At 72.8% G+C, this 23,412-nt stretch carries 21 protein-coding genes and 1 riboswitch; of the genes, 12 read left to right on the forward strand and 9 right to left on the reverse strand.

Features of this window, described 5'->3' with window-relative positions; all coding sequences use genetic code 11:
* Positions 1-97: 97 nt before the first annotated feature.
* On the forward strand, positions 98-1,750 hold the full coding sequence (locus AB0J67_RS14860; protein WP_363481749.1) for a substrate-binding and VWA domain-containing protein: 1,653 nt from the start codon (positions 98-100) through the stop codon (positions 1,748-1,750).
* 137 nt (positions 1,751-1,887) lie between these two features.
* Here AB0J67_RS14860 and AB0J67_RS14865 read toward each other — a convergent pair whose 3' ends face one another.
* The gene (locus tag AB0J67_RS14865) at positions 1,888-3,063 is read right to left on the reverse strand and encodes a chorismate-binding protein (RefSeq protein WP_363481751.1); all 1,176 of its coding nucleotides are present in this window, start codon (positions 3,061-3,063) and stop codon (positions 1,888-1,890) included.
* Positions 3,064-3,271: 208 nt separating this feature from the next.
* Between AB0J67_RS14865 and AB0J67_RS14870 the strand changes: the two genes are divergently transcribed.
* On the forward strand, positions 3,272-3,469 hold the full coding sequence (locus AB0J67_RS14870; RefSeq protein WP_120321268.1) for a DUF5999 family protein: 198 nt from the start codon (positions 3,272-3,274) through the stop codon (positions 3,467-3,469).
* Between the two features lie 121 nt (positions 3,470-3,590).
* Here AB0J67_RS14870 and gcvP read toward each other — a convergent pair whose 3' ends face one another.
* The 3 genes from gcvP to AB0J67_RS14885 form a co-directional block, all read right to left on the reverse strand.
* Positions 3,591-6,395 carry an aminomethyl-transferring glycine dehydrogenase gene (gene gcvP / locus AB0J67_RS14875; RefSeq protein WP_363481754.1) on the reverse strand — a complete coding sequence of 935 codons (2,805 nt, stop codon included), beginning with the start codon at positions 6,393-6,395 and terminating at the stop codon, positions 3,591-3,593.
* Between the two features lie 67 nt (positions 6,396-6,462).
* A riboswitch (glycine riboswitch) is annotated at positions 6,463-6,551 on the reverse strand.
* 161 nt (positions 6,552-6,712) lie between these two features.
* Positions 6,713-7,690 carry a zinc-binding dehydrogenase gene (locus AB0J67_RS14880; RefSeq protein WP_363481757.1) on the reverse strand — a complete coding sequence of 326 codons (978 nt, stop codon included), beginning with the start codon at positions 7,688-7,690 and terminating at the stop codon, positions 6,713-6,715.
* Between the two features lie 95 nt (positions 7,691-7,785).
* Positions 7,786-8,190 carry a hypothetical protein gene (locus AB0J67_RS14885; protein WP_363481760.1) on the reverse strand — a complete coding sequence of 135 codons (405 nt, stop codon included), beginning with the start codon at positions 8,188-8,190 and terminating at the stop codon, positions 7,786-7,788.
* Positions 8,191-8,265: 75 nt separating this feature from the next.
* On the opposite strand from AB0J67_RS14885, the gene AB0J67_RS14890 reads away from it, so the two are divergent.
* Complete coding sequence (locus tag AB0J67_RS14890; protein ID WP_363481763.1) at positions 8,266-8,754, forward strand: molybdenum cofactor biosysynthesis protein; 489 nt, start codon at positions 8,266-8,268, stop codon at positions 8,752-8,754.
* Positions 8,755-8,887: 133 nt separating this feature from the next.
* Here AB0J67_RS14890 and AB0J67_RS14895 read toward each other — a convergent pair whose 3' ends face one another.
* The gene (locus AB0J67_RS14895; RefSeq protein ID WP_363481766.1) at positions 8,888-9,358 is read right to left on the reverse strand and encodes a GNAT family N-acetyltransferase; all 471 of its coding nucleotides are present in this window, start codon (positions 9,356-9,358) and stop codon (positions 8,888-8,890) included.
* Positions 9,359-9,531: 173 nt separating this feature from the next.
* Positions 9,532-10,818, reverse strand: a complete 1,287-nt coding sequence (locus AB0J67_RS14900) for an MFS transporter (RefSeq protein ID WP_363481769.1) — start codon at positions 10,816-10,818, stop codon at positions 9,532-9,534.
* Between the two features lie 385 nt (positions 10,819-11,203).
* Here AB0J67_RS14900 and AB0J67_RS14905 point away from each other — a divergent pair, with 385 nt between their 5' ends.
* The 5 genes from AB0J67_RS14905 to AB0J67_RS14925 all read left to right on the forward strand — a co-directional run bounded on the left by AB0J67_RS14905 (position 11,204) and on the right by AB0J67_RS14925 (position 16,014).
* Complete coding sequence (locus AB0J67_RS14905; protein WP_363481772.1) at positions 11,204-11,785, forward strand: dihydrofolate reductase family protein; 582 nt, start codon at positions 11,204-11,206, stop codon at positions 11,783-11,785.
* Positions 11,786-11,986: 201 nt separating this feature from the next.
* On the forward strand, positions 11,987-12,994 hold the full coding sequence (gene mgrA / locus AB0J67_RS14910) for an L-glyceraldehyde 3-phosphate reductase (protein WP_363481775.1): 1,008 nt from the start codon (positions 11,987-11,989) through the stop codon (positions 12,992-12,994).
* A gap of 2 nt (positions 12,995-12,996) precedes the next feature.
* Positions 12,997-13,689, forward strand: a complete 693-nt coding sequence (locus tag AB0J67_RS14915; protein ID WP_363481778.1) for a nucleotidyltransferase domain-containing protein — start codon at positions 12,997-12,999, stop codon at positions 13,687-13,689.
* A gap of 61 nt (positions 13,690-13,750) precedes the next feature.
* Positions 13,751-15,256, forward strand: a complete 1,506-nt coding sequence (locus tag AB0J67_RS14920) for a PQQ-binding-like beta-propeller repeat protein (RefSeq protein WP_363481781.1) — start codon at positions 13,751-13,753, stop codon at positions 15,254-15,256.
* On the forward strand, positions 15,253-16,014 hold the full coding sequence (locus AB0J67_RS14925; RefSeq protein WP_363481784.1) for a nucleotidyltransferase domain-containing protein: 762 nt from the start codon (positions 15,253-15,255) through the stop codon (positions 16,012-16,014). The genes AB0J67_RS14920 and AB0J67_RS14925 overlap by 4 nt, the downstream gene beginning before the upstream one ends.
* Before the next feature lie 22 nt (positions 16,015-16,036).
* Here AB0J67_RS14925 and AB0J67_RS14930 read toward each other — a convergent pair whose 3' ends face one another.
* Together AB0J67_RS14930 and AB0J67_RS14935 are read right to left on the reverse strand one after the other, a co-directional pair.
* Positions 16,037-16,216 (reverse strand): hypothetical protein, encoded by a 180-nt coding sequence (locus tag AB0J67_RS14930; RefSeq protein ID WP_363481787.1) that lies wholly within the window; start codon positions 16,214-16,216, stop codon positions 16,037-16,039.
* Between the two features lie 151 nt (positions 16,217-16,367).
* Positions 16,368-17,336, reverse strand: coding sequence for a CapA family protein (locus AB0J67_RS14935; RefSeq protein ID WP_363481790.1), 969 nt, complete (start codon positions 17,334-17,336; stop codon positions 16,368-16,370).
* A 131-nt stretch (positions 17,337-17,467) separates the two neighbouring features.
* On the opposite strand from AB0J67_RS14935, the gene AB0J67_RS14940 reads away from it, so the two are divergent.
* Both AB0J67_RS14940 and AB0J67_RS14945 read left to right on the forward strand, forming a co-directional pair.
* The gene (locus AB0J67_RS14940; RefSeq protein WP_363481793.1) at positions 17,468-18,622 is read left to right on the forward strand and encodes a site-2 protease family protein; all 1,155 of its coding nucleotides are present in this window, start codon (positions 17,468-17,470) and stop codon (positions 18,620-18,622) included.
* Between the two features lie 176 nt (positions 18,623-18,798).
* Complete coding sequence (locus tag AB0J67_RS14945) at positions 18,799-19,512, forward strand: hemerythrin domain-containing protein (protein ID WP_363481796.1); 714 nt, start codon at positions 18,799-18,801, stop codon at positions 19,510-19,512.
* Positions 19,513-19,659: 147 nt separating this feature from the next.
* Here the strand turns inward: AB0J67_RS14945 and AB0J67_RS14950 are convergent, their stop codons facing one another.
* The gene (locus tag AB0J67_RS14950; protein ID WP_363481799.1) at positions 19,660-20,382 is read right to left on the reverse strand and encodes a DUF72 domain-containing protein; all 723 of its coding nucleotides are present in this window, start codon (positions 20,380-20,382) and stop codon (positions 19,660-19,662) included.
* Between the two features lie 55 nt (positions 20,383-20,437).
* Here AB0J67_RS14950 and AB0J67_RS14955 point away from each other — a divergent pair, with 55 nt between their 5' ends.
* Together AB0J67_RS14955 and AB0J67_RS14960 are read left to right on the forward strand one after the other, a co-directional pair.
* On the forward strand, positions 20,438-21,202 hold the full coding sequence (locus AB0J67_RS14955; protein ID WP_363481802.1) for a GNAT family N-acetyltransferase: 765 nt from the start codon (positions 20,438-20,440) through the stop codon (positions 21,200-21,202).
* 73 nt (positions 21,203-21,275) lie between these two features.
* On the forward strand, positions 21,276-23,393 hold the full coding sequence (locus AB0J67_RS14960; RefSeq protein WP_363481805.1) for an alpha-galactosidase: 2,118 nt from the start codon (positions 21,276-21,278) through the stop codon (positions 23,391-23,393).
* Positions 23,394-23,412 lie beyond the last annotated feature (19 nt).

Below are 23,412 nucleotides of genomic sequence, written 5' to 3' on the forward strand. Positions count from 1 at the left end.
GGAGGCCCCGATGCCGAACGGCCGTAGCTCCGCGGTCCGATCGCACCGGCGCGGCGGCGCCCGGAAGCGCCGCGTCGCACCGTGGATCGTCATCCCGATGTCGGTCGTGCTGGTCGGTTCCGGTCTGACCATCGGGTACGTATACCTGATCAAGAACGCGTGCAGCGGCAGCGCCCAGGCCACCGTGGTCGCCGCCCCCGGCACCGCCGACCTGCTGCGCTCGCTGGCCGACAAGTGGGCCGAGACCGACCCCGCGGTCGACGGCCTGTGCGCCTCGGTGCAGATCGGCGTGCAGGAGACCGCCGCCACCGTGCAGGCGCTGGCCCACGAGTGGGACCCGAACACCTCCGGCCCGGCCCCCGACGTGTGGGTGCCGCCGTCGAGCGCCTGGGTCAAGTTCTCCGCCGCCAAGAGCGCCGTCGCCGACCAGCTGCTGCCCGACCGGCTGCCCAGCGTGGCACGGACCCCCGTGGTCATCGCGATGCCGAAGCAGGCCGCCCAGCAGTTCGGCTGGCCCGACGCGCAGCTCGACTGGAAGGACCTGCTCGACAAGCTCGCGCAGAACTCCTCGATCAAGGTCGGCATGAGCAACCCGGCCACCTCGACCGCGGGCCTGCTGGCGCTGTCGGCGATCATCGACGCGGACGACAACACCGAGGTGGACCCCGAGGAGCTCGGCCGCGTCTTCGCGCTGGAGCAGCGCGTGGCGGTGCAGAAGAACACCACCGACGAGCTGTTCGCCGAGTACGTCAAGGGCGCCGGCAAGACGCTCAACGCGTTCCCGGCGCTGGAGCAGGACATCGTCCGGCACAACACCGAGCACCCCGACCTGCCGCTGGTCGCCCTCTACCCGAAGAACGCCACCACCGAGGCGGACAACCCGTACCTGGTGCTGAAGAACGCGGGCTGGACCAACCCGGAGCGGATCGGCGCGGCCGAGGCGTTCCTGGACTACATCAGCGGCGACGCGGCCCGCGACGCCGTCCGCGAGCAGGGCTACCGCGACTCCAACCGGGTGCCCGGCCCGAAGCTCACCCCGGCCAACGGCGTGGTGAGCCAGCTGACCGCGCTGCCCGGCGGCGTGCTGCTGTCGGAGTCGATCACCCGGACCGTCGACACCTGGACGGCGCTGACCCGCCCCACCAACATGCTGCTGGTGCTCGACGTGTCGGGCTCCATGGGCGGTCTGGTGCGCGGCACCGGGCAGACCAAGCTGGACCTGACCAAGGCCGGCGCGCAGGAGGCCGTGGACATGTTCGGCGACGACGTCCAGGTCGGCCTGTGGGTCTTCTCCTCGCAGCAGTCGGGCAGCAAGGCCTACCGCGAGGTCGTCGGGCTGGGCAAGCTCACCGACGAGGTCGACGGCAAGACCCGCCGCGCCCAGCTCAAGACCAAGCTCAAGGGCCTGGAGCCCGGCGGCAACACCGGCATGTACGACACGGTGTGGGCGGCGTACCAGACCATGCAGAAGAACTACGTCGAGGGCGCGACCAACATGATCGTGCTGCTGTCCGACGGCGCCGACGACGACCAGCTGCAGGGCCTCAAGCTCGAGCAGCTCGTCGACAAGATCAAGGGCGCGGACGCGAAGAAGCCGGTCAAGGTGGTCACCATCGCCCTGGGCAAGCCGTCCAACAGCACCGCGATGGCGAAGATCTCGGCCGCCACGAACGTCAACACCTACAGCTCCGAGCGCTCGTACGACATCGGCAACGTCCTGCGCGCCGCCATCTTCGACTTCCAGCAGTAACCCACCGCGCCGCCGGACCCGGAGGACCTCCTCCCCGCCGGCGCAGTTCTTGAAGAGCTGTGGCCACAGGACCGTCCTGTGGCCACAGCTCTTCAAAAGTTGCGGCACGAGTCGAGGCGTGGCCCCGGGCGGACGGGTCAGATCAGGCCGTGCAGGGCGGCGCGGACGGGGGCGGCCTTGGCGGCGGCCTCGGCGACCTCGGCTGCGGGGTCCGAGTCGATGGTGATGCCGCCGCCCGCCCACACGTGCACGTCCTCGCCGTCGGCGACCACGGTGCGGATGGTCAGGCCGAGGTCGATCCCGGTCGGGCCGACCCAGCCCAGCGCGCCCATGCTGGCGCCGCGGCCCACGGGCTCCAGCGCGGCGATCTCGCGCAGCGCGGCCAGCTTCGGCGCGCCGGTGACCGAGCCGCCCGGGCAGACCGCCCGCAGCAGCCCGGCCAGGCCGGTGCCGGGCCGCACCAGCGCGGTCACGTCCGACTCGGCCTGCCACAGGTCGGCCCAGCGGCGTACGGCGAACAGCTCGGGCACCCGGACCGAGCCGGTGACGGCCACGTGCGACAGGTCGTTGCGCTGCAGGTCGACGATCATGATGTGCTCGGCGCGCTCCTTCGGCGAGGAGAGCAGCGCCTCGCGCCCGTCGGCGGTGGCCGGGGCGGTGCCCTTGATCGGCCGGGTCACGGCCCGGCCGTCGCGCACCTCGAGCAGCGTCTCCGGGGAGGCGCAGCCGATGGCCCAGCCGTCGCCGCGCAGGATCCCGGCGTACCGGGCACCGGGCAGCGAAGCGACCCGGCGCAGGGCGGGCAGCGGGTCCCCGGCGTACCCGGCGCGGGCGTGCCCGACCAGGTTGACCTGGTAGACGTCGCCTCGAGCGATGGCCGCACGGACCTCCTGCACCGCCTCGGCATGGCGCGAAGGGGTCCAGGAGGCACGCCACGGGCCCAGCCGCCACGGACCGGCAGATCGGTCGAACGCGCCACCCGGCGGCTCTGGCGGGCGTACGGTTGCGGCGTGTTCGTAGACCACGACGACCACGTCCGGCACGGCCGGCGCGGGGCTGCCCGCACCGGCGGCACCGCCGATCATCGCGGCCCCGCCCGCGGCCGAGACGAACAGCGCCGCGCCGCAGACGTCGTGCTCCGCCGAACCGCCCGATCCCGCCGACAGATCACGGACAGCCAGCCCGTGCCGGGCGAGAAAGCCCTCCACCAGGGCGGACGGGTCACCGGGGTCGCCCTGGCGCCACTCCATCCGGGAGCGTTCCCAGGCATGGTCCCGGCAGGTTGTGGGTATGCCCGGAATATCCCTGGCCATCCCGTGGGTGGGGGCTAGACCGACCGGCTTCATTCCGCTCGTCCGAAAGGTTGATTGTTAGAAAAGGCCTGCGTTACGTGCTCGTTAAAGGCTCGTTCGACTTGGTAGCGTGCGTCACTGTTGTGATCGACAGCACACCGGCGCCGGACAGTCTCTGACCGAGCTTCCAACGCCACCACCCCTAACCGAATCGCGGAGAACCCCGATGTTGTGCCAGCACCAACCGGTCTGCCCCTCAGCCGACGCGATCGACCACGACGCTGCGAAGGTCGTCGCATCCTTCCCTGAGCAGGGCTGGAGCCTGCTCTGCAACGGCGTCATCGTCTTCGAGGACACCGGCGAACTGCTCCCCGACGGGTCGAGCATCGCTCCGCACCGCGGGCCCGCGGTGCACGCCATGGCCTGACCTGACCCACCGGACCGCGGGGCGCGACGAGGCGCCCCGAAGATCAAACCATTCTCGCATCTGCCGCGCCGGCCCGAAGCCCGCGTCCGAAGACGCCTCCCCGGGCCGGCGGTCCTGACTCTCAGGCGAACGCCTCCGGCGGCGGGCACGAGCAGACCAGGTTCCGGTCGCCGTACGCCCCGTCGATGCGCCGCACCGGCGGCCAGTACTTCCCGGCGCGCTCGGTCGCGCCCGCCAGGCCCGGATAGGCCGCCACCGTCCGCGGGTAGGCGTGCTCCCACGAGTCCCCGGTCACCATCGCAGCCGTGTGCGGCGCGTTGACCAGCGGGTTGTCCCCGGCCGGCCACTCACCCGCAGCCACCTTGTCGATCTCGCGACGGATCGAGATCATCGCGTTCACGAACCGATCCAGCTCGCCCAGGTCCTCGCTCTCGGTCGGCTCCACCATCAGGGTGCCCGCCACCGGGAACGACATCGTCGGCGCGTGGAAGCCGTAGTCGATCAGGCGCTTGGCCACGTCGTCCACGGTCACGCCGGTGGCCTTGGTGATCGGCCGCAGGTCGAGGATGCACTCGTGCGCGACCAGGCCCTTGTTGCCGCTGTAGAGCACCGGGTAGTGCTCGCGCAGCCGCGCCGCGACGTAGTTGGCCGCCAGCACCGCGGTGCCCGTCGCCGCCGCCAGGCCCTCCGGGCCCATCATGCGCAGGTACGCCCACGGGATGGGCAGGATGCCCGCGCTGCCGTGCGGGGCCGCGCTGATCGCCGACACGTCCGCCGAACCGGGCAGGTACGGCGCCAGGTGCTGGCGCACCGCCACCGGGCCGACGCCGGGGCCGCCGCCGCCGTGCGGGATGCAGAACGTCTTGTGCAGGTTCAGGTGCGAAACGTCCGCGCCGAACTTGCCCGGCTTGGCGAAGCCGACCAGCGCGTTGAGGTTCGCGCCGTCGACGTACACCTGGCCGCCCGCCTCGTGCACCTTCGCGCACAGCGAGGCGATGCCGGTCTCGTACACGCCGTGCGTCGACGGGTAGGTGACCATGATCGCGGCGAGGTCGTCGCGGTGCTTCTCGATCGCCCGGTCCAGGTCGACCAGGTCCACGTTGCCCGAGTCGTCGCAGGCCACCACGACCACGCGCATGCCGGCCATCACGGCGCTGGCCGCGTTCGTGCCGTGCGCGCTGGACGGGATCAGGCACACGTCGCGGTGCGCCTCACCGTTGGCGCGGTGGTACGCCCGGATCGCCAGCAGGCCCGCGAGCTCGCCCTGCGAACCGGCGTTGGGCTGCACGCTGACCGCGTCGTACCCGGTGACCTCGGCCAGCCAGGCCTCCAGCTGCGCGATCAGGTCGCGGTAACCGGCGGTCTGGTGCCGCGGCGCGAACGGGTGCAGCTGGCCGAACTCCGGCCAGGTGACCGCCTCCATCTCCGTGGTGGCGTTGAGCTTCATGGTGCACGAGCCCAGCGGGATCATGCCCCGGTCCAGCGCGTAGTCCAGGTCGGACAGGCGGCGCAGGTAGCGCAGCATGGCCGTCTCGGAGTGGTGGCTGCGGAACACCTCGTGGGTCAGGAACTCGGTGTCCCGGGCCAGGTGCGCCGGGATCGCGGTGGCCTCGCGCGGCTCGGCCAGCTCCACGCCGAACGCGGCGCACACCGCCTTCAGGTGCGCGACCGTGGTGGTCTCGTCGCAGGAGATCCCGACCCGGTCGGCGTCGATCCGCCACAGGTTGATCCCGGCCTGCTCGGCCGCGGCGACGACGGTCTCGGCGCGGCCCGGCACGACCGCCGTGACGGTGTCGAAGAACGCCGTGTGCGCGATCTCCACGCCCCCGGTGAGCAGGCTGACCGCCAGGCGGCTCGCGCTGTCGTGCGCGTGGCGGGCGATCCGCCGCAGCCCGTCCGGGCCGTGGTAGACGGCGTACATGCTGGCCATGACGGCGAGCAGCACCTGCGCGGTGCAGATGTTGCTGGTCGCCTTCTCGCGGCGGATGTGCTGCTCGCGGGTCTGCAGGGCGAGCCGGTACGCCCGGGTGCCGTCGACGTCCTTGGAGACGCCGACCAGGCGGCCGGGCAGCGAGCGCTCCAGCCCGGTGCGCACCGCCAGGTAGCCGGCGTGCGGGCCGCCGAAGCCCATCGGCACGCCGAAGCGCTGGGCGCTGCCGCAGGCGATGTCGGCGCCGATGCTGCCCGGCGCGCGGACCAGGGTCAGCGCCAGCAGGTCGGCGGCGACCGAGACCAGGGCCTGCCGGGCGTGCGCGGCCTCGATCAGCGCGGCGTGGTCGCGCAGCGCGCCGGAGGCGCCCGGGTACTGCAGCTGCAGGCCGAAGAACTCCGCCGGCAGCGGCTCGGTGTCCAGGTCGAGCACCCGCACCTCGATGCCGAGCGGCTCGGCCCGGGTGGTGATCACGTCGATGGTCTGCGGCAGGGTGTCCGCGTCGACCACGAACACGTTGCTCTTGCTCTTGGCCGCGCGGCGGGCCAGCGTCATCGCCTCGGCGGCGGCGGTGCCCTCGTCCAGCATCGAGGCGTTGGCGGTGGCCAGGCCGGTCAGGTCGGTGACCACGGTCTGGAAGTTGAGCAGGGCCTCCAGCCGCCCCTGGCTGATCTCCGGCTGGTACGGCGTGTACGCCGTGTACCAGGCCGGGTTCTCCAGCACGTTGCGCTTGATCACGCCGGGGGTGTGCGTGCCGTAGTAGCCCAGGCCGATCATGGAGGTGGCCACGGTGTTGCGGGCGGCGAAGGCGCGCAGCTCGGCGATGGTCTCCGCCTCGGTGGCGGCGACGGGCAGGTCCAGCGCCCCGTGCCAGCGGATCACCTCGGGGATGGCGGCGTCCATCAGCTCCTCGATCGAGGAGTACCCGATGGCGTTGAGCATGCGCTCGGTCTGGTCGGGACCGGGGCCGATGTGACGTTCGACGAAAGCGCTCATGTGAGACTCCGGGGTCGAGGACGTGTTAGGTCCTCCCCCTCTGTCGCGGCGTCGCTCCAGAGTCGCCATGCCCGTTGTGGTCCGGGTGCCTGAGAGGTTCCGGGGAGGAATTGCCCCTTCGGCGCCGCTGCACGCGGTCTCTCCCACACGGGTGTGCCGGCACCGCCCACGCTACCAGCCCTCGTGTTTCCGCACCGTAACCTATGCCACTCCGCTCGGCCGAGTGTCGATCTCCCCAGCTCATGATCGCGCGACCTGCCCGGCACATGGGCGTATCGGGCGCCGCGATACGCCCATGTGCCAGGCAAGTCGAATGATCAAGGGAGGAGGACGACCTTGCCGACGGTGGCCCGGGTCTGCAGGGCGTGGTGGGCGGCGGCGGCCCCGGACAGCGGGAACTCGGTGATCGCGGGGGTGAACCAGCCCTCGGCGGCCTCGCGCAGGGCCTGCTCCTCCAGCGGGCGGAGACCGCCGACGACCTTGAGCATCGCGGGCCCGAGCGCCGAGGACGCGGTGATGCCCCGGGCGTAGAGGTCCTGCGTGGTGATCTCGGTCGCACTGCCGGCGGACCAGCCGAAGATCAGGAAGCGGCCCGCCGGGGCGAGCAGCTCCAGGGCCGCCCGGCCCGCCGCGCCGCCGACGCCGTCCAGCACCACGGTCAGGTCCCGCTCCCCCAGCTCGGCGCGGACCTTGTCGGCCCAGCCCGGCTCGTTGTAGTCGGCGGCGACGTCCGCGCCGTTGCACAGCACCCGGGCCACCTTGTCCGGCCCGCCCGCCGCGCCGACGACCAGCGCCCCAGCCCGCTGGGCCGCCTGCACGAACAGCGTGCCCAGGCCGCCGGCCGCGCCGGTGACCAGCACCGCGTCGCCCTCGCGCAGCCCCGCCAGCCGCAGCACGCCGACCGCCGTCCGCCCGGTGCCGATCATGGCCACGGCGGCGGGCGCGCTCAGCCGCTCCGGGATCTCGTGCAGGGACGTGACCCCGGCGACGGCGCGCTCGGCGTACCCGCCGCTGGCCATGCCGAGATGGGCGACGACGCGGCGGCCCCGCCAGGCGGGATCCACGCCCGGACCGGTCGCCGCCACCCGCCCGGCGACCTCACGACCGGGGGTCATCGGCAGCTGGGGCAGCGGGAACGGCACCGCCCCGCCGGCGCGGATCGTGGTGTCGATGAGGTGTACGCCTGCCGCCTCGACCTCGATCAGCACCTGGCCGTCGCCGGGCACGGGGTCCGGGACCTCCTCGTAGCGCAGGTTCTCGGCGGGGCCGAACTCGTACTGCCGGATGGCGCGCATGGTCACTCCTGGGTGCGTCGGTGTCGACCGACGCTAAAACCTCAAGCCGACTTGAGGTCAAGCTCCGTCGGCGCGCACCGACCGGTCCCAGTCCGCTATGTGCGGCGGCGGATGCGATCCACCTGCGCCTCGACGGCCGCCTCGTCGACCATGCCCAGCTCGGCGCGGCGCCGCAGCTTGTATTCGACGTCGCGCGCCAGCGGCGTGTCCCGGCACTTGCGCCAGCGCATGGACATCCACCTGGACTTCTTCACGTACAGCCGGACCTCGACCTGCTCGGCCGCCTCCGGCTCGACGGCCGGACCGGTCGCGTCCCACAGCACCTGGCGCTCGCGGTGCCGGTCGGCCCGGTTCGGCGTGCGCTTGTTGCGGCGGATGCTCTTGCGGGAGCTCTTGTCGTTCTCGCCGTAGTCGTTGCGCCGATCCTTGGCGTAGCTCAGCGCCTTCTTCTCCTGCGGGGACCTGCGTCGCCCCTGCCACCACTCGATATCCGTCGGCACGGATGTCACGGTAGGCGCGGCACCGGTGCCGGACAACCGGATTCCCCCGGTCACCGCCTCCGTACAATCGGCGCTGTGCCGCAGATCGTGCAGTTGCTGGCCTCGCCCGTCCGCCGGTTCCAGGGCCGCCCGGCCGACGGCCCCGCCCCGGCCCCGCCGGGCGAGCTGGTCCAGGAGGTGCGCATCCGCGCCGCGCTCGGCATCGTCGGCGACCGCTACTTCGCCAAGCAGGCCCACCGCGACGCGACCGTGACGGTGATCGCGCAGGAGTCGCTGCCCGAGGGCACCGGCCTGGCGCAGGTGCGGCGCAACATCCTGACCGCCGGCATCGACGTGGACGCCCTGGTCGGGTCGGTGCTCGTGCTGGACAGCGGGGACGGGCCGGTCCGCCTCAAGGTGCAGCGGCCGGCGAACCCGTGCGCCTGGATGGACGTGACCATCGGCCCCGGCGCGTGGCGCGCCCTGCGCGGCAGGGGCGGCATCCGGTGCACCCCGCTGAACGACGGCGTCCTGCGCGTCGGCCCCGTCACCGCCACGATCGAGACCCCCCTACCGACCCCCTGACCCGCCAGCGGCCGGCGGTCGCGGGCCCGCGGTCGCGGGGCCGGCGGCGGAGATCGCTGTCTCCGGTCGGAAAGTGTGGTGCAGTCTTACTTCTCGACCGGAAACAGCGATCTTCGCAGGCCACGCCGCCTCCTCAGGCCCGCGCGGACCAGGTGAGCCAGGTGTACGGCACCGGCTGGGCGCTGTTCCACGCGTCGGCCTGCTCCTGCGGGACGCGGGTGTAGCCCGCCCCGGTGTAGCAGCGCAGCGCGGTGGTGTTGTCCGGGTGCACCCGCATGAACACGGCCGGGTGGTGTTCGCGGGCCAGCTCGGTCAGCCGGGACACCAGGTGGCGTCCGAGCCCGCGGCCCCGGTGCGCGGGAGCCACGATCAGGCGGGCCAGCTCGACCTCGCCCTCCTCGTCGTCGCGCCACAGCTCGCCGTAGCCGACCAGCTCCTCGCCCTCGACCAGCGCGTACGCGTAGACGTCCGCCGTCGCCGCCCAGCCCGCCACGACCTCGGCCGACACCGCGTCACGCGAGCACCAGCGCCGGCACTCCTCCGCCGACTCCGGCCAGCCCGCGACCGTGTCCGCGTCCTCCGGCTCGAATCCCCGCAACCTCATCCCGAACAGCCTCCCTCCGGCCCTACGGCGGGCGATGTTATCGAGCACCGACCCGGGTCGTGGCGCAATTTCGGCGTACCCGCTGAACCAGCTTCTGCCGCGACGCGGCAGGCACCCGGTGCTCCGTCACCGGGCGCCGCCGAGCGCCGTGAAGTCGCGGCGGCGACCTTGCGTCAGGCCGGTTGCGGGGACCACGAGCGGTTCCGCTCGGCCCAGCGGACGATCCGGGGCGTGAGCAGGCCCACCACCACGAACACCGCGCCGAGCAGCAGCCAGCCGGGCACGCCCCAGGTGATGCAGCACAGGGCCAGGATCGACGGAGCCGCCACGCCCGCCGCCCCGGTGCCCATCCCGAACAGCCCGGTGTACTGGCCCTGGGCGTGCGCCGGCGCCAGGCTGAACCGCAGCTCCAGCGACCCGGCCGTGTGCCACAGCTCGCCCACCGTGTGGATGACCACGCCGACGACGATGAGCGCGACGGCGACCCAGCCGGGCGCCCCCGCGGCCGCCGCGATCGCGGCCATGCCGAGGATGAACGCGACCCCCGACCGGCGCATGGCCCGGCCCGCCGTGGTGACGTCGTCGACCCCGCGGCTGGCCCGCACCTGGAGGATCACCACCAGTGCGGTGTTGACCAGCGCCGTCAGCCCGACGGTCCACCGGGGCGCGTCGGTGCGCCCGACGATCCACAGCGGCAGCGCGAAGATCAGAACCTGGTGGTGCACCGACATGACCGCGTCAAGCAGCACGAACGCCACGTACCCACGGTCCTTGAGCACCGGCCAGCGGCCCTCGCTCGGCGGCGCGGGCACGGGTGGCAGCGACGGCAGCAGCATGACGATGGCGGCGCTCGCCACGAAGCTGAGCGCGTTCGCGGCCACCAGCGCCAGGTACGCCGTGCGGGTGTCGGCCTGCACCGCGAAGCCGGTCGCCACCGCGGCGCAGCTCCCGGCCAGGTTGGCCACCGAGCGCAGGTAGGCGCGGAAGCGGGTGAGCTGGCCGCCGCCGTAGCCCCGGACCAGCGGCCCCCGGGCCGCGCCGCCGGCGGAGCGGGCGAGCTCCCCCACGCACAGCGCGACGAGGACGAGCCAGAACGTCTGGACGAACACCAGCGCCGCCATGGCCGCGCCCTGGACGACCAGCATCGCCAGGTACACCTCGCGCGGCCCGCGCTGGTCGGCGATGCGCCCGACCGGCACGCCCGCGAGCAGGCCGACGCCCGCGGCCAGGCCCATGCCCAGGCCGACCTGGGCCAGCGGCAGCCCGACCACGCGGGTGAAGTACAGCGCGGCGCTGACCATGAACACGCCGGTGCCGATCATGTTGACGAACGTCGCGAGCGCCAGCAACCGCTGGGATCGCGTCTGCGGCACGAGCCCGCGGCGGATCAGCTTCCGCAGCGGGCCGGCACCGAGGTCGCCGGTCTCCTGGTCAACGGCCGCTTCGTGTGAAACGCGCACAGAATCCCCCATTCTGTTTCGGAGCAACCGGGCCAAATTAGCCAGTCGCATCCGGCTGCGCGATCATTCCGCCGGCCGATACCGCAAAGGGCTGGGAGCTGCTAATTTTCTTGGTGTGAGCGGCACGGTGGCTCACTCGTGACGCCGGCCCCGGAGCAGCGGCGGACCCTGCCCCTGAGCAGCGCGGATGATGCCGTTCGGCAATGGACTACCGCCGACCACCGCGCTGGCGCGCTTGCTGTGCGAACCGCCTCGACGGACCCTCAGGGTGACCGCGATCACGTCATCGGCCGCCGCCTCCGCAACGCTGTCGATCCGGGCGGCCGCCGTTCGTATGGGTGACGAGGGCCGGTGCGGATCCGGCCACGTGCGGGAAGGAGACGGCATGCGCACGCTCACCGTGATCGAGTTCATCACCCTCGACGAGGTCATGCAGGGGCTCGGGTCGCCGGACGAGGACCGCGACGGCGGCTTCGCGCACGGCGGCTGGTCCGCCGCGTACTTCGACCAGGCCCAGGCCTCCGCCGCGGCGGAGGGGCTCAAGGCGACGACGGCGTACCTGTTCGGCCGCCGGACGTACGAGAAGATGGCGGCCTTCTGGCCGCACCAGCCCGCCGAGAACCCGATGGCGGCGCACCTCAACACCACCCCGAAGCACGTCGCCACCCGCACCCTGACCGACGTGCGCTGGCCTGGCGCACACATCATCGACGGGGACCTGGTCCCCGCGGTCCAGGAGCTGAAAGCCTCAGGTGAGGGCACCATCGCCGTCCTGGGCAGCGGCGTGCTGGTCCAGGAGCTCATGGCGCGCGACCTGGTCGACGCCTACCAGCTGTTCCTGCACCCGCTGCTGATCGGCACCGGCAAGCGCCTGTTCCGCGACCTGCCCCGGCCCCAGCGGCTGAACCTGGTGGGCTGCACCCCGACCAGCACGGGGGTGCTGATGCTCGGGTACGAGGTGGTCTGAGGCACCGACGCGCGGCCCGCACGCCGCCCGGCCGGCCGGCGGCCCGGTTCAATCGGTCCACACGCGCTTGCCGTGCACCGTCTGTGCGTGCCGCAGCGCGTGGCCGAGGACGGACCGATGACATGTCCGGGCAGCCTAGCCCCCGCAGGGCCGGTCCGGGTGCGGCCATCGGTGTCCGGCACCCCCACTAGGCTGATCGTCATGACGTACGTGGCAGAGCCGAAGCGATACGACGACATGATCTACCGCCGCAGTGGCCGCAGCGGGCTGAAGCTGCCCGCGATCTCGCTGGGACTGTGGCACAACTTCGGCCACGAGCGCCCCTGGGAGCGCCAGCGAGACATCGTGCGGCGCGCGTTCGACCTCGGCGTCACCCACTTCGACCTGGCCAACAACTACGGCCCGCCGCCCGGCGCGGCGGAGCTGAACTTCGGCCGGATGCTCGCCACGGACCTGAAGCCGTACCGGGACGAGCTGGTCATCGCGACGAAGGCCGGCTACGACATGTGGCCGGGGCCGTACGGCGAGTGGGGTTCGCGCAAGTACCTGACCGCGTCGCTGGACCAGTCGCTGCAGCGGATGGGCCTGGACTACGTCGACGTCTTCTACTCGCACCGCTTCGACCCGCAGACGCCGCTCGAGGAGACGATGGGCGCGCTGGACGCGGCCGTGCGCGCGGGCAAGGCGCTGTACGTCGGCATCTCGTCGTACACGTCGGCGCAGACGCTGGAGGCGGCCGCGATCCTGAAGGACCTGGGCACGCCGCTGCTCATCCACCAGCCGTCGTACTCGATGATCAACCGCTGGACCGAGCGCGACCAGCTGCTGGACACGCTGGAGACCGTCGGCGCGGGCTGCATCGCCTTCTCGCCGCTGGCGCAGGGCCTGCTCACCGACCGCTACCTCAAGGGCGTGCCGGACGACTCGCGCATCCGCACCAGCCGCTTCCTCAACGAGGACGCGCTGACCCCGAGCAACCGGGCGAAGGTCGACGGCCTCAACGCGATCGCGCGGCGGCGCGGGCAGTCGCTGGCGCAGCTCGCGCTGGCCTGGGCGCTGCGCGACGAGCGGATGACCAGCCTGGTCATCGGTGCGTCCAGCGTGGCGCAGCTGGAGGACAACATCGCGGCGCTGGGCAACCTGCACTTCACGGACGCCGAGCTGACCGAGATCGACCAGTTCGCGACCGAGGCCGAGATCGTCGTCTAGCGATGGAGGACGAGCGGCTCGTCACCGAGCACAGCATCCTGTCGGTGGTGGTGGGCTCGCGGGCGTACGGCCTCGCGGGCCCCGCCTCCGACACCGACCGCCGCGGCGTGTTCGTCGCGCCGACCCGGCTGTTCTGGGGCCTGGACAAGCCGCCGACGCACGTCGACGGGCCGGCCGAGGAGCAGTTCTCGTGGGAGGTGGAGCGGCTGTGCACGCTGGCGCTGACCGCCAACCCGACGGTGCTGGAGTGCCTGTGGTCGCCGCTGGTGGAGCTGCTGACGCCGACCGGGGAGCGGCTGCTGGCGGTGCGCGGCGCGTTCCTGTCGCAGCGCGCCGCCGACACCTACGGCCGGTACGCCGCGGACCAGTTCGCGAAGCTGCGCGCGCACCGCGAGCGCACCGGCGAGGTGCGCTGGAAGCAGGCCATGCACATGCTGCGGCTGCTGCGGGCCGGGGCGCACGTGCTGCGCACCGGGCAGGTGCTGGTCGACGTCGCCGACGAGCGGGAGCTGCTGCTGTCGGTCAAGCGGGGCGAGGTGCCGTTCGCCGAGGTGTCGGCGCTGGCCGAGCAGCGCTCGAAGGAGCTCGCGGCGGCGGCCGCCGACAGCGTGCTGCCCGCCGAGCCGGACCGGGCGGTGGTGGACGCGTTCCTGGTGGGCGTACGCGAGGAAGGGCTGGGCTCCGCCGTTCGGTGAGCGCCCCGCTCCGGTCGGGTGACCTTACGGCGACGGACGGTCGTCACGGATACTGACGCGCGTGACCCGACCCCTCGGCCGCCGCCTCGCCGTGCTCACCGCCGCCCTGTTCGCGCTCACCGCAGCCGCCTGCGACTCGGCCGCGCCGGAGCCCTCGTTCGTGCCGCCGTCGGCGGCCGCGTCCGGTGGCACGCCGTCGCCGCAGCCGGGGTCGGCCGCGTTCACCGGCTGGCACGACCCCGCCAACTCGGGCAAGCCGTGGGGCGAGAAGGTGCAGGGCCTGCTCACCTTCCGCGGCAACCCGACGCGCACCTTCTACGGCACCGGGCCGATGCCCAAGACGCAGCCCGAGCAGCTGTGGAAGTTCCCGAAGTCGGGCCAGATGTGCCGCAACTCCAAGGACGAGACCGGCGTGCGGCTGTGGTGCGGCATGGGCTGGACCGGCCAGCCCGCGGTGTTCGAGCGCGACGGGCGCACCTGGCTGGTGTTCGGCGCGTACGACGGCAACGTGCACTTCCTCGACGCCGAGACCGGCGAGCGGATCCTGCCCGACTTCCCCACCGGCGACATCATCAAGGGCTCGGTGACCGTCGACCCCGACGGGTTCCCGCTGCTCTACACCGGCTCGCGGGACAACTTCTTCCGCGTCATCGCGATGGACCGGGACAAGCCGAAGGAGCTGTTCAAGCTCGACGCGTACGCGGTCAAGCCGACGATGTGGAACAACGACTGGGACAGCTCCCCGATCGTCATCGACGACTACGTGTTCGAGGGCGGCGAGAACAGCCAGTTCCACGTGCTCAAGCTCAACCGCGAGTACGACGCGCAGGGCAAGGTGACGGTGCGGCCGGAGTTGGTCTGGCACACCCCGGGCTGGGACTCCCAGCTGCTCAAGGACGCCGGGCACCAGACCGTGTCCATCGAGAACTCGGTCAACGTCACCGGGAACACCATCTACTTCGCCAACTCGGCCGGGCTGGTGCAGGGCTGGGACATCAGCGGGCTCAAGGAGGGCAGGAAGCCCAAGCGGGTGCTGCGCTTCTGGACCGGCGACGACACCGACGGCTCGATCGTCTCCGACGAGCAGGGCATGCTGTACGTCGGCTCGCAGTACGAGAAGGGCAACGCCCGCTCGAAGGCGATGGGCCAGATGATGAAGCTCGACCCGAGCAAGCCCGACGACCCGGTGGTGTGGAAGGTCGACGACCACGCCACGAAGCCCGCGGGCATCTACAGCACCGTCGCACTGCACAAGGACATCGTGATCTACGGTACGCACGGCGGCGAGCTGCTCGGCATCGACCGGATGAGCGGCGAGGTCCGCTGGCGCTACAAGCTCGCCGGGTTGGGCCACGGCTCGCCGGTGATCGTCGACGACGTGCTGGTCATCGGTGACTGCAGCCGGGGCTACCTGCACGCGTTCGACGTCGCCGACACGTCGGCGGCGCCGAAGCCGCTGTGGAAGATCAAGCCCGGGCTGTGCATCGAGTCGACCCCGGCCGTGTGGAAGGGCCGCATCTACGTCGGCACCCGCGCGGGCCAGATCCACGCCCTGGGCCTGCGATGACGGTCACTGTGCCGGACTGGGCCGGCGCGGTCGCCGACGAGCAGCCGTACCCGCTGGTCTTCGCGACGGTCAGCGGCGCGCACCTGTACGGGTTCGCCTCGGTGGACTCCGATGTGGACCTGCGCGCCGCGCACGTGCTGCCCATCGCGGAGGTGGCCGGGCTGCGGCGCGGCCCGGAGACGATCACCCACACCGGCGACCGGGACGGCGTCGAGCTGGACCTGGTCACCCACGACCTGGCCAAGTGCTGCCGGCTGCTGCTGGGCCGCAGCGGCGACGTGCTGGAGCAGGTGACCTCGCCGCTGGTGGTGCGCAGCTCGCCGGTGCACGAGGAGCTGCTGTCGCTGGTGCCGAGCTGCCTGAACGCCGGCTACGGCGCCCACTACCTGGGCTTCTCGGAGTCGTCGGAGAAGCTGTTCGCGAAGACCGGCGAGCTCAAGCCGGCCCTGTACCTGCTGCGGGTGCTGGCCACCGGGCTGCACCTGATGCGCACCGGGCAGGTCCAGGCCGACCTGAACCTGCTGTACGCCGAGGCGAAACTGCCCTACGTGCCGGAGCTGATCGCGGCCAAGCTCCAGGGTGAGCACCGCCGCCTCGGGGTGGACCCGGGGCTGCCCGGACCCGATGTGATCATGGCCGATGCGGTCCGGCTGCGCGCCGAGCTCACCGAAGCGAAGGCGGCGACCGGGCTGCCGCAGCAGCCGGCCGCCGCCGACGCCCTGCACGATCTGGTCGTGCGGGCCCGCCTGCGCCCCTGACCGACACAGGCGGGGGTCCGTGTTACCGCCGACGCCAGTTGCGCCCGCGCACGGCGGTGGCGAAGCCGGCCAGGTGCAGCGCGACGAACAGCAGGCCCAGGATGGTCAGCGTGCCGGGGGTGAACAGCGGCTCCAGGCTCTCGCCGAGCAGGTCCAGTAGCAGCGCGAACCCGAAGCAGATCGCGGCGATGATCGCGAACATGGTTACTCCAAAGAGGTCAGTGTGGGGTGGTGCACTGGCACTGAGGTGTCCGCGGGGGCCGTTCGGTAAACCTGGCCGAGCGGCTTTGCTCTGCTTACGAATACGCACCCGAGCTGGCGCGTATCCGTAAGCAGAGCAAAGCGGGCCGCCCTCAGCGCAGCGGCACCCGCAGCCGGCCGTCGTCCGTGGTCGTGACCTGGGTGCCGAGCTCGGCGCACGCCTTGCCGAAGCGCCAGCCGATCCACTGCGCCTCGTGCGGCACCGCGAGCCGGGTGCGCGTGAAGTCCAGCGCCAGCGGCACCGCCTCGGCCGACACCGGCCCCTGCTCGTCGACGGTCACCTCGAACAGCAGCCCGAGGTCGTTGCGCAGCCGCGGGTCCACCGCGTAGTCGTCCACGAAGTCGCCCATGTCGTACAGCACCGGGCCGTGCACCCCGTGGAACACGTGCGCCGAGTGCCCGGCCACCAGCGTCGCGCCCGCCTCCAGCAGCCGCGCCGCGGCCTCGCGTACGTGCTCCACCGGGCCCGGGGTCATGTTCGGCCCCCAGTGCGGCGTCACCAGGGCCACGTCGACCTGGCCGGCCATCTCGGCCACCAGGTCGGTGAGCCACCCCGGCACGCCATGCCGCAGGTCCGCGTACGCCACGCCGGGTCCGAGCTCGGTGGCGGCGAAGTCCTCGGGGTGGTCGGTGACGCCGAGCACGCCCACCCGCAGCCCGCCCGCCTCCAGCAGCCGCCAGGCGCGGGCCTGGGCCAGGTCGGCCCCGGCCCCGGTCACCGCGATCCCGGCGCGGGCCAGGTGGTCCAGGGTGTCGGTGAGCGCCGGCACGCCGAAGTCGAGCGCGTGGTTGTTGGCCAGGGTCACGCAGTCCACGCCGAGCCAGGCCAGCAGCCCCGCGGCACGCGGCGGGGCACGGAAGAAGAACGGCTTGCCCGGCGCGGGCCACGGCTCGCCCCGGTCCGAGATGCAGCATTCCAGGTTGACCACGCACAGGTCGGCCCCGGCGGTGAGCTCGCGGACGGCCTCGGTGACGATCTCCTGGTACCCCGCCTGGCCCACGGTGAGCCGCTCCGCGACACACCTGCCCAGCATCGTGTCCCCCGCCAGCACGAGCTTCACGCCCTCATTCTCCCCCGCCATCGGCCGATCCGCGATCTTGCGGGCGATGTGGCCGGCGACCCGGCCGGATCGGGCAGCACGGGAGCCACCCGCGCAAGATCCCTCCCGGGTGGCGTCACGAGGGATGATGGGTGGGCGAGGAGGACGGCATGCGGCCGACGCTGAAGCTGGGCAGCATCGCCGGCATCCCGGTCGGCGTGCACTGGTCGGTCCTGGTGATCATGCTGCTGCTGGGCCAGGGGCTGGCGACCGCCGTGCTGCCCGCGGGCGCGCCCGGCGTGTCCACCGGGGCGTACTGGACCGCCGCCGCCGCGGTCACCGTGCTCTTCCTGCTGTCCCTGCTCGCCCACGAGCTCAGCCACGCGGTCGTGGCCCGCCACTACGGCGTACCCGTCAAACGGATCACGCTATGGCTGCTGGGCGGCGTCGCCGAGCTGGAGGCCGAGCCACCGCACGCCCGCGCCGACCTGCTCGTCGCCATCGCCGGGCCGCTGGCCAGCCTCGGCGCCGCGGCCGTGTTCGGCGCCGCCGCCGGCGGGCTCTACCTCACCGGCCTGGCCCCGCTGGTCTGGGTGGCGCTGGGCTGGCTGGCGCTGGTCAACGCCGTGCTCGCCGTGTTCAACCTGCTGCCCGGCGCGCCCCTGGACGGCGGCCGCGTGCTGCGCGCCGCCCTCTGGTGGTGGCGCGGCGACCGGGCCTTCGCCGCCCGCGCCGCCGCCCGCACCGGGATGGTCGTCAGCGCCCTGCTGATCGCCGCCGGCACGCTGCAGATCGTGTGGGCCGCCGACTTCGGCGGGTTGTGGCTGGTGCTGCTCGGCTGGTTCCTGCTCTTCGCGGGCCAGGCCGAGCAGGCGGACGCGCGGCTGCGCGGCGCGCTGGCCGGGCTCGCCGTCCGCGACGCGATGATCCCGCCGCCCGTCAGCGGCTACGTCACCCAGCGCCTCACCGACTTCGCCGACGTCGCCGCCGCCCAGCGCCCCGCCGACGCGTACCCGGTGCTCGACCCCGACGGGCGCCCCGCGGGCCTGGTCACCCTGTTCGCCATGGCCCGCGTCCCCGAGGCCCGCCGCCCGGAGGCGACGCTGCGCGACGTACGCATCCCGCTGGAGCGCCTCGCCGTGCTGTCCCCCGACACCCCCCTCGACGAAGCCGCCCGCAGCGTGGTCTCCTCCCGCCTCCCCGCCCTCGTCATCGACCAGGGCATCCTCGTCGGCCTGCTCACCACCGCCGACCTCAACCGCCTCATCGACCTGTCCACCCTCCGCAAAGGAAGGGCACCCTCCTAGAGCGCCTGGCGACGCCGGCCGACCCCGCTCGGGCGGGCCGACCGGCGTCGCGCCGCGGCGGCGTGGCGGAGCCCGCGTAGCCACCGATACCACCGGATCTGTGCAATCCATGACTATCGCCGCGCACCTTCGGGTAGATGTCATCTCGACGGACGTGATCCACCTCGGGAGGAACCATGACCCAGACCGCAGGCACCGGCAAGAGCAAGGCCACCACCGCCACCAAGAAGGCCACCAAGGCGGCGAAGAGCACCGCGGCCACGAAGACCACCGCGGCTGCGAAGACCGCGACGGCGAAGGCCGCGAAGACGACCGCCACGGCCAAGGCGGCGAAGAGCACCGCGACGGCCAAGACCGCGACCGCGCGGGCCAAGTCGCCGCAGGGCAAGAAGTCGATGCCGGCCACCGCCGTCGGCCAGGACGCGATCGCGCTGCTCAAGGACGACCACAAGGTCGTCGAGAAGCTGTTCAAGCAGTTCGAGAAGGCCGGCGACACGGCGTACGCCAAGAAGCGCCAGATCGTCGACGAGGTGATCAAGGAACTGACCACGCACGCGTACATCGAGGAGACGCTGTTCTACCCGACCGCCCGCAAGGCGGTCCCGGAGACCAAGGAGCACGTGCTGGAGAGCGTCGAGGAGCACCACGTGGTGGCCTGGATGCTGTCGGAGCTGAAGGAGGCCGACCCGCGTGACGAGCGCTTCGACGCCAAGATGATGGTGCTGATGGAGAACGTGCGCCACCACGTCGAGGAGGAGGAGCAGGAGTGGTTCCCCGAGGTGCGCAAGAAGATGAGCCGCGCTGACCTCAAGGAGCTGGGCGCGAAGATGGAGGCGGCCAAGGCCAAGGCCCCGGCCGACCCGCTGTCGCTCAGCAGCGCCAAGTCCTGACCCACCGGTGCCGCGCAGCCCTGGACGTCATCACGTCCAGGGCTGCGGCCTGTGCACGGTCCGGTGGACCGGCGGCGAGGTCCGGCCGCCTATACGTCGCGAGCTGGGTCAAGGCGTTAAGAAGGTGCCCTTCCGCTACGCATGGCGTTAAGAAGGTGCCCTTCCTTTCAGGGCGTACGCGTCGTGGACGGCGGCGGCGTGGGGGTCGTTGTTGAAGTAGACGTAGACCGGGGACGTGGCGGGGAAGGTGTCGGTGATGCGGGCGAGCCAGGAGTCCAGGGCGGCGCGGCCGTAGCGGGGGCGTGGCGTGGCGCGGCCTTCGTGCAGGCGGAGGTAGCCGAAGGAGGCGGTGCGCCAGAGCGGGGTGACCGGGCGGCCGAGGCGGTCGGCCCAGCACAGGGCGGCGTCGTGGGCGCCGAGCACGGCGCGGGTCTCGTCGGTCCACCAGGAGCGGTGGCGGGGTTCGACGGCCACGCGTACGCCGTCGGGAAAGCAGCGCAGCACCGCGTCCAACGCGGCCGGGTCGGCGCGCAGGGTGGGCGGGAGCTGGAGCAGGACGGGGCCGAGGCGGTCGCCGAGGGCGCCGGTCACACCGAGGAAGCGGGCGACGGGTTCGGCCGGGTCGCGCAGGCGCTTGATGTGGGTGAGGTAGCGGCTCATCTTGACCGCCATCAGGAAGCCGTCGGGGAGCTGGTCGCGCCACTGGGCGAAGGTGTCGCGCGGCGGCAGGCGGTAGAAGACGCTGTTGACCTCGACCGTGTCGAACTGCTCGGTGTAGTGGCGCAGCCAGAGGCGCTGCGGCAGGCCCTTCGGGTAGAACGGGCCGCGCCAGTCGCGGTACTGCCAGCCGGAGGTGCCGACGACGATCACCGTTCCAGTGTCCACCCGGGAGGGGCGGCGGCGGCGGCGCATGTGATCATCGGGTATGCCGTTGCACAGCGTCCACGACCGGGGCGAGCTGGCCGGGCTGCTGGGCGGCGATCCCGCGCTGCACGCGTACCAGCTCGGCGACCTCGACGACTTCTTCTGGCCGTACACGAGCTGGTATCGCCTGGACGACGCGGTGGCGCTGATGTACCACGGCGGCGGGATGCCGACGCTGCTGGCCTTCGACCGCGCACCGCGCGCCTCGCACGCCCTGCTGGCGGCGCTGGCCCCGCTGCTGCCGCGCCGCTTCTACGCCCACCTGTCACCGGGCGCGGAGCTGGTGCTCGCGGACGGCTTCGACGCGGTGCCCGGCGGCCCGCATCTGAAGATGGCGCTGACCGACCACACCGCGCCGGCCGGGGCTGCCCCGCTGGGCGGCGCGCTCGGCCCGGCCGACCTGGCCGAGGTGCTGGCGCTGTACGCGGTCGCGTACCCGGAGAACTGGTTCGACGCCCGGATGCTGGAGACCGGGCAGTATGTCGGCGTGCGCCGCGACGGCGTGCTGCTGGCCGTGGCCGGGGTGCACGTGTGGTCGCCGAAGTACCGGGTGGCGGCGCTGGGCAACGTCACCACGCATCCGGACGCGCGCGGGCAGGGCCTGGCCCGGGGCGCCGTCGCGGCGCTGTGCCGGCGGCTGCTGGACACGGTCGACCACGTGACGCTGAACGTGAAGGCCGACAACGCCGCCGCGCTGGCCCTCTACGCAGGGCTGGGCTTCACCCGCACCGCGGAGTACGGGGAGTTCGCCTTCACCGCCCGTTGACGATCACCGCCGACGTCCCTACGCTCGACGCCGTCCGGTCGTGTTGGATTTCGTTTGAACGGGTGGGAAATCGATGGCCGACTCCGAACTCGTGGCGCTGCGTGCCGAGGGCGTGTCCCTCGTGCTCGACATCGCCGGGCCCCGGCTGCCCCGGGTCCTGCACTGGGGCGCTCCTCTCGGTGAGACCGACCCGGACCTGCTGGGCCAGCTGCTCGCCGCGCAGGAGGCGGGCGGCAACGCGGTGCCGCCGACGGTCCCGCTGCTGCCGACGCAGTACGACCGCTGGGCCGGGCGGCCCGGCGTGTCCGGCCACCGCGACGGCGGCCCGGGCCATCTGCGGCTCGTCCTCGCCGCCCCGGTGTCGGTCGTGGCCGATCCGGACGGCGGCGGCACCCTCGCCGCCGTCGCGCACGACCCGACGGCAGGCGTGACGGTGCGCACCGAGCTCCAGCTCACCCCCCAGGGCCTGCTGCGGCTGCGGCACGCCGTCACCAACACCGCGCCGGGCACGTGGCACCTGGACAGCCTGCTGTGCCTGCTGCCGGTGCCCGCCCAGGCGGGCGAGCTGCTCGACTTCACCGGCCGCTGGTCGCGCGAGCGCGTCCCGCAGCGCAGCCTGTTCGGCGACCAGACGATCGCGCACGAGAGCCGCCGCGGCCGCACCGGCTTCGGCGCGCCGCCGCTGTTCGTGGTGGGCGCGCCCGGCTTCGGCTTCGGGCACGGCGAGGTGTGGGGCGTGCACGTCGGCTGGAGCGGCAACCACCAGCACCTGGCCCAGCGCCTGCCCGAGCGCGACGGCGTGCTCGGCGGCGGCGAACTGCTCGACTCCGGCGAGGTGCGGCTGGCGCAGGACGAGACGTACGAGAGCCCGTGGGCGCACTTCGCGTACTCGTCAGCGGGGCTGGACGGGCTGTCCGCGGCGCTGCACGGCTGGCTGCGCGCCCGCCCGTCGCACCCGGCCACGCCCCGGCCGCTCACCCTGAACACCTGGGAGGCCGTCTACTTCGACCACGACCTCGGCAAGCTGACCGCGCTCGCCCGCACGGCGGCGGAGCTGGGCGTGGAGCGGTTCGTGCTCGACGACGGCTGGTTCCTGGGCCGCCGCCACGACCGGGCCGGCCTCGGCGACTGGTACGTCGACCCGCAGGTCTGGCCCGACGGCCTGCACCCGCTGGTGGACGAGGTGCGCCGGCTCGGCATGCAGTTCGGGCTGTGGGTGGAGCCCGAGATGGTCAACCCGGACTCGCGCCTGGCCCGCGAGCACCCGGACTGGGTGCTGGCCGCGCCCGGCCGGCTGCCCGACGAGCAGCGCTGGCAGCACGTGCTCGACGTGGCCCGCCCGGAGGTCTTCACCTACCTGCTGGACCGCCTCGACGCGCTGGTGACCGAGTACCGCCCGGCGTACCTGAAATGGGACCACAACCGGGACCTGGTCGAGGCCGTGCACGGCGGCGGCGCGGGCGTGCACGCGCAGACCACTGCGGTGTACCGGCTGCTCGACGCGCTGCGGCGGCGGCACCCCGGCCTGGAGATCGAGTCGTGCTCGTCCGGCGGCAGCCGCGTCGACCTGGGCGTGCTGGCGCGCACCGACCGGGTGTGGGGCTCGGACAACAACGACGCCCTGGAGCGGCAGCACATCCAGCGCTGGACCGGCCTGCTGCTGCCGCCGGAGCTGGTCGGCTGCCACGTCGGCCCGCCCGTCTCGCACACCAACGGGCGCGCCACCTCGCTGGCCTTCCGCTGCGTGACCGCCCTGTTCGGCCACGCCGGCATCGAGTGGGACATCACCTCGTGCACCGACGACGAGCGCACGCAGCTCGCCGCCTGGATCGGCGCGTACCGGCGGCTGCGCGGCCTCATCCACACCGGCCGCACCGTGCGCGCCGACCACCCCGACCCGTCAGCGCACGTGTACGGCGTGGTCGCGCCGGACGGCGGGCACGCGCTGTTCGCGTACGCGCAGCTGACCGCGAGCACCCGCGACGGCGGCACCCGCCTGCGCCTGCCCGGCCTCGACCCGGCGACCCGCTACCGCGTGTCCCTGCTGCCCGAGCTGCCCGGCCCGCACCTGCACGGCCGCCCCTGGCAGCCCGACCTCGTCCTCACCGGCGCGGCCCTGGCCGCCCACGGCCTGCTGGCGCCCTCCCTGCGCCCCGCCGAGGCCTTCCTCCTGGAACTCCGCCCCGCCTGAAAGGAAGGGCACCTTCTTA

Origin of the sequence: Catellatospora sp. NPDC049609, assembly GCF_040675365.1 — a bacterium.
Classification (GTDB): Bacteria; Actinomycetota; Actinomycetes; order Mycobacteriales; family Micromonosporaceae; genus Catellatospora.